Source organism: Arsukibacterium sp. (assembly GCF_033721375.1).
Lineage (GTDB): Bacteria > Pseudomonadota > Gammaproteobacteria > Enterobacterales > Alteromonadaceae > Alishewanella.
The window spans coordinates 168198-174764 of the sequence record NZ_JAWWAP010000011.1 but is presented as its reverse complement, the minus strand read 5'-3'; the positions used below and the strand labels follow the sequence as shown (position 1 = coordinate 174764).

Genomic DNA, 6567 nt, shown 5'->3' with positions numbered 1-6567 from the left:
TGAGCAATGTAGTACACCGCCGATACCCACGCCGCGTACCATTCATGGCACGCCTTGCCGGCTCGGCCGTCCCGGGGCCTCGCTTTCGACACTGAAATAGCTCCATGTCTTCGCTATTTCCGGGCGCGTCTCAACCACAGCGCTTCGCTGGTGGCATTGCGAAACACTTCCGTGTGTTTCGCCCTTCGGGCCTGCCTGCGGCAGTCCAAATTCGTTCCTGACGAATTTGTCGCCATGCTATTTTCTAGCTCCGAACTTGTTAATAAGTTTATATCGCTACGCTACCTTTGAGGTCGCTAAACAAATATCGTGCAGTCCACAAAGCGGCAGGAAAGCCGTTTTGCACTACCCCGCTGCCTTAGGTGAGCGACAAGGATGTTGCGAGTGAAAACGCTCCTGACGAATTTGTCGCCATGATACTACTGCGTGTTGGATAACCTCCCCCTTTGCAAAAGGGGGATTGAGGGGGATTTGGAGATTGAGAGGTTTTATCTGCGCTGCAGGTTGCCCTGATTATCGAAATGCCATTCTGGTTTACCTAACAGGTTAAGATAAACTTTGGCATCCGCTTCATCGAAAACCTTAAGAAACTGATTATGCTGGTCCAGCAAAAGCAGCGAGGTTTTGGGACTTGCAGCAAACTGTTTTTCAGTCAGGTAACTTTGCATGCCCATATATCTGGCGGGAATATTGCGCCAGCCCTGGTCTACCCGGTAGATATAACGGCCTTTATAATCAGGATGTAAAAAATTGCTTTGCTCCAGAGTGCTCAGGCTGTTGCGGTCAACAATGCTGACCATCGCTATCGCTTTGCTACGCTCTAATAACTCTGTCGCTTTTTTTACTTTTAATTTAAGCTGCTGTTTACGCTGGCTTTCCGTGGTCTGACTGTTAACTTTGACCGGCGTGGCAATTTCCAGCGCAAACAATTCAAGTTCATACTTATCTAATACTTTTTGATAGCTGGCATGATCAATACAATCAGTTAACACAATATCGTCGGGGGCCCGCTGCCGCAATTTAGGGTTTGCCGCTACACTACTGACAAATTGTTCAGGTTCGAGCTGCAACTGTTGTTTTAATAAGCTGTTAAGCCGGCTGTTATCAGGCTTTTTAATCATATATTGCTCTGGATCGAGGGTGATACAGTGCTGATAAAATTGTTCCAGAGCCTGGCTATACACATGGCTGTTAACCGCATATTGCAGGGTGCGTAATTCGCTCTGGCTGTATCCCGCTGTACTGCTTACAGCCAGGCTAAAAAGAAAAGGCGCTATCATCGTCATAGAGTTGATTGATCGTTAAGATTCTAATAAAAACGCCGCACAGTAGCACTTTTCCGGCGTTTAAAACAGTACTTCCAGGATGTACTAAAGGTTGCGGCTATTAATTTGTTGTTGCATCAGTTTAATACAGCCCGCTTTTCCTGACAGGCCAAAGCGCTGGCTGATAGTCTGCCAGGGTTGTTTTTGCCATAAACGCGCTGCCAGTACACTGGCAGCCTGCGGCTCCAGCTGCTGATAATTCAAATTAAACCAGTTTAACAGCAGGCCGGCGACAAGCTGATAGGGGCGCTTACCGGCAGCGAATAACTGCAGTTGTTCAATATCGGCGTGCGTTAACTGTACTGCCGGCGGCAATATTAATTTGCTGATGACGTTGAAGCTTAAGTTGGCCGGATACTCATGCAGGCAATGGTATAACTCGCTACCGGCTTGTTGTTGCAGTTGCTGTACTACTTCATGTTCACTGTCATTCAGCGGCTTGAGCATCAGTACCGAAGGTTCGCTACTGGCGTTATCAACAAAATGGCTTAATCGCACCGGGATAAAACCTGCCGCCTGCCAGAACGCCAGCAGCGCCGGGCTGACGCCAAAACTGGTGCCCACTAAGCCGAGGCTTTGTTGTGACAGTGAGTGTGCAATGTCATGCAGTAACTGACTGCCTAAGCCAAGGCGCTGCAAGTGCGGAGTCACTGCAATTCGCATTATTCGTACCAGCCGCTGACTGGCAAGTTGCGGCCGGGCCAGATGAAACGCCAGGCTTTGTGCCAGTAAATGGCCTTGCACCCGGCGGCTGCCCTGATAAATCAGCTGACAAAGCTCAGGCTCCAGCTCCCCTTCTTTGCTTAGCAAAGCGCAGGCTAATAACTGGTCCTCCTGATAAAGGGCGGCAATAGTTAAGCTCGGATTATCAAGCAGCGCCGCCAGATCTTTCACCTGGGTCTGATAATGCGCCAGGCTCAGCAGGTGAAATACGGCTGCCAGCTGCTCAGAAGCTGCCAGCCAGTCATTGTGCTGATAGAAACGCAGTTGCAATGACTGGTCTGGTTGATACAGCGGTTCTGTTTCCGGCTGGCGTAGCAGAAAGCTGCTGAAAATAAGCTGTTCCAGCGGATCATCCAGCTGATAGCGGACAGGTTGTTTCAACTCAAGCCGCTTCCAGCCAGGCTGGGTTTGCTCAAGGTAGCGTTGAAAGCGCAGCTGAAAGCCACGACCGGTGCCTTCGTAGCCATGTTCTGTCGTCGCAAATACTATCCGGCTGTAGTTATCGGCCAGTTGCTTTAACACGGCTGTTGGCAGGGCCGCGGCCTCGTCAATCAGCAACAAATCCAGTTCAGGCTTTTGCTGCAGCAAGCTATCAACCGGCACAAAGCGCAGGCCAGCGGTATCTGCCAGCTGGCTCTGACAATGCTTTATGGCAGTCGCCGCCGCATTCGGGCTGGCAGCAGTAATAGCCAGTCGTGTTTTACCCTGCTTTGCCAGCAATGCTGCTGCCAGGCCAAGGGCAGCAGATTTACCGCGGCCACGATCAGCGACTAATACCAGTGGCCGTTTCCGATGGCCTGACACCACTTTTAAAATGGCTGTTACAGCCTGTTGCTGCTCAGTGCTGGCATAAAGCGTTGCAACTTCAACAGGCGTTGTATATTCCGGTAATGATAAGTGCTGAGCGACGCTTAGTTGATTATTAATCAGGGTTAGTTTTAGGATCTGACATTCAGCCAGCCTGGCTAACCAGAACCGGATAAACTGTCCCTTATGCTGCTGTGGGTCCAGCGGATAGGGTAGCAGTGCAGCATGTGCCGGATTTGGCTGGCGGCACCAATTTTCATCCTCAGGTGCCAGCAACAGCCATAAGCCACCGGCGCGGACACAGCCGGCAGTGGCTGCGACTAAATCGGCATTAAAACCGGCACAAGCATTGATAACCAGCATATCGCATTCGCTGCCCAGTAGCTGATAGTTACTGCCGGCGCTAAGTTGGGTTGCCGCGACAGGCGGCTGTTCACCGAGCCAGTACAGCTTTTGCGGCTTAGTGCTGGCAATAAGCTGCTGACACTGGCTTAGCAGGTCCGCTTGCTTGCCTTGCAATAACACCGGTAAACGGACCCGGCGCGCAGCAGCTTGTGCCAGCAGTGGCTGCAAACAGGCCGTCAGCGGCATTTAGCCGGCAGCCTGCAGCCGGGCATAGGCTGTCATCAGCCATTTGCTGCCAAGCTGGTCAAAATTCACCTGAATACGCGACTGCGCCCCTACGCCTTCGTAATTAAGCACCGTGCCTTCACCAAATTTATCGTGCAATACCCGCTGGCCAAGCTTAAAACCGGTGTTTTCAAAGGCAACATGACTGGCGGCATTACCAAAGCGGCCAGTCTGGGCGGGCCGGCTTACCTGGGTGGTTAAACGAATTTCTTCAAGGTATTCAGCCGGAATTTCGCGGATAAAGCGTGACGCTTTATGGTATTGCTCCTGACCATATAAACGGCGGCTTTCCGCATGACATAAGTAAAGCTTTTGCATAGCCCGGGTCATGCCGACATAACAAAGCCGCCGCTCTTCCTCAAGCCGGGTAGGATCATCACCGCTTTGCTGGCTGGGAAACATGCCTTCTTCCAGACCACAGATAAATACCAGCGGAAACTCCAGCCCTTTGGCGCTGTGCAGGGTCATTAATTGTACCGCGTCTGAATGCTCTTCGGCCTGATAATCACCGGCTTCCAGCGCGGCCTGTGATAAAAACGCGGCCAGTGGCGTCATATCTTCTACGGTGTTGCTGTTAAAGTTCTGACAGGCCGTGACCAGCTCATTTAAGTTTTCGATTCGGGTCTGGGCCTTCTCGCCTTTCTCGGCCTGGTACATCGCATATAAACCCGATTGTTTAATAATATGCTCGGCCTGCTCAAACAGCGGTAAGTCGGTCAGCTCCTGCTCCAGAGTGTCAATTAATTGCATAAACTGTTCAATGGCATTGGCGGCGCGGCCACTGAGTTGCTTTTGCTGTAACATCTGCTGCAGCGCCTGCCACAGGGTTTGCTGCTCGCTGCGGGCGTGCAGTCGCACCTTATTCATCGTGGTATCGCCAATGCCGCGGGCCGGGGTATTAATAATCCGCTCCATCGCCGCATCATCCTGCCTGTTGCTGATCAGGCGTAAATATGCCAGCGCATCTTTAATTTCCTGCCGCTCATAAAAGCGTAAACCGCCATAAATACGATAATGCAGGCCTTCCTGAATAAGGGCTTCTTCCAGCACCCGAGACTGGGCATTATTCCGATACAAAATAGCACTTTCGGTCAGGCTGCCGCCCTGGTTATGCCAGCTGCGAATACGGCTGACAATAAAGCGGGCTTCGTCCAGTTCGTTAAAGGCGGTATAAAGTGAAATGGTTTCGCCGTCGCTGCCGTCAGTCCATAAGTCTTTACCGAGCCGGCCACTGTTATTGGCTATCACGGCGTTGGCGGCTTTTAGAATAGTGGCGGTAGAGCGGTAGTTTTGTTCAAGCCGGATAGTTTCTGCGCCGTCAAAATCACGCAAAAACTGCTGAATATTCTCTACCCTTGCGCCGCGCCAGCCGTAAATTGACTGATCATCATCACCAACAATCATCACCTTGGCTGCAGTACCTGCCAGTAGCCGCAGCCAGTTATACTGAATAGCGTTAGTATCCTGAAACTCGTCTACCAGAATATGGCGAAAGCGCTGCTGATAATGGCCGCGTACATCGGCATGGTTTTTTAGCAGCTCAAAGCTGCGTAGCAGAATTTCGGCAAAGTCGACTAAACCTGCCCGGTCACACATTTCCTGATAAGCGGCGTAAATTTTTACCATCTGTTGCAGGCTGAAATCGCCGCCGGCATCAATCATGCCCGGGCGCTGACCATCGTCTTTACGGCCATTAATAAACCACTGAATTTGTTTGGCTGGCCAGTGCTTTTCATCCAGGTTGAGGGCTTTGAGAACCCGCTTCACCAGCCGGTACTGATCGTCTGAATCGATGATCTGAAAGCCCTGTGGCAAACCAGCCTGCTGATAATGCGCCCGCAGCATCCGGTGTGACAAGCCGTGAAAGGTACCCATCCACAGGTTGTTTAAGCTGACACCGATAGTACTTTCAATCCGGCCGCGCATTTCCTGCGCCGCTTTATTGGTAAAGGTCACTGCCAGCAAACTATAGGGTGCGACGGTTTCCACCTGCATTAACCAGGCTAAACGATGCACCAGTACCCGGGTTTTACCACTACCGGCACCGGCTAAAATCAGCATATGCTGCGCCGGCGCAGCCACCGCGTCACGTTGTTTATCGTTTAAGCCATCCAGCAGGTTGGATACATCCATCAGCACATCTCAGTAAACCATTTGCGGCCATTATAACAGCCCTGCGGTAAGCGCCAAGTAAAGCAACAGATTTTAGTGGATAAATAACCAGTGTCTGGAGTGCTTATTGCCTTTTTGTCCGCAGAAAAGACTGGTATTTAATTCAGGAACAGATTATCTTTTGCTTAAAAAACAAGCATTAGAACGACAACATGCCATATAAATTGATTGTAAGTCTTGTGAGGATGGTTGCTATAGCGGTGGTTTTACTATCGCTGGCGATCGGCGGTGAGGATCAACCGGTAACTGGCACGGCACATAAGCAGCTAAGCATTGAACTGCCACCTGATATGGCACTTAAGCGGTTTGCCGATGCAGTGCCGGACAGCTGCCAGGATAGTAATGAGTTGCTGGCTATTGAACATACTTTCGATAGCACCAGACTGGGTCAACTGAATGCCGCGATGCAAATGTTGCATACCAAAACTAATGATCCTTTCTGGCAACCGCTGGCAGATTTGTTTAAACCCAAATCGATTTGGCTTAACCCTGTCGATTTCACAGTTGGCTACTCTGAGAATGCAGTTGAGGTTAATCGCCAGGTTAAACGCATAACAGTGAATTACCCTGAGCGTGTTGACAGCACCAGCGTTTATTTAAGTTATGACCTGCGAATTTCAGCTGCGGGCGAGGTAGACGTTATTGCCAATAAATTGGCTGAACGACACAGCCTGACTATTCCGGTTGGGTTAATTAAAAATAAGCCGTTTATTAGCGCAACTAAGCTAGTTAATGGCGGCAGTGTTTCCGATTGTGCTGTAGCAGTACTACCGAGTCTGCTACCAGAATTAAGCTGGCAAACCACTGAAATTGCTGGAAAGCCTTATTGCAGGTTGAATGGCCTGCATAATTCTAAACCGGTTATCGATTTTTATATCAACTGTCAGGTTTCATTAATTTGATTATTTGT

The 6567-nt window shown here is 50.3% G+C and carries 4 protein-coding genes; 1 reads left to right on the top strand and 3 read right to left on the bottom strand.

The window, feature by feature from the left end; all coding sequences use genetic code 11:
• Positions 1–488 precede the first annotated feature (488 nt).
• The 3 genes from R3187_RS17085 to uvrD all read right to left on the bottom strand — a co-directional run bounded on the left by R3187_RS17085 (position 489) and on the right by uvrD (position 5618).
• Complete coding sequence (locus tag R3187_RS17085) at positions 489–1286, bottom strand: hypothetical protein (protein WP_318968271.1); 798 nt, start codon at positions 1284–1286, stop codon at positions 489–491.
• 84 nt (positions 1287–1370) lie between these two features.
• Positions 1371–3446: a GNAT family N-acetyltransferase gene (locus R3187_RS17080; protein ID WP_318968270.1), complete on the bottom strand. Its 2076-nt coding sequence runs from the start codon at positions 3444–3446 to the stop codon at positions 1371–1373.
• A complete protein-coding gene (gene uvrD, locus R3187_RS17075) occupies positions 3447–5618 on the bottom strand; it encodes a DNA helicase II (protein ID WP_318968269.1) in 2172 nt (723 codons plus the stop codon). It abuts the gene before it with no gap.
• A 239-nt stretch (positions 5619–5857) separates the two neighbouring features.
• On the opposite strand from uvrD, the gene R3187_RS17070 reads away from it, so the two are divergent.
• Entirely contained in the window at positions 5858–6559 is a 702-nt protein-coding gene (locus tag R3187_RS17070) for a hypothetical protein (protein ID WP_318968268.1), read from the top strand.
• Positions 6560–6567: the final 8 nt, after the last annotated feature.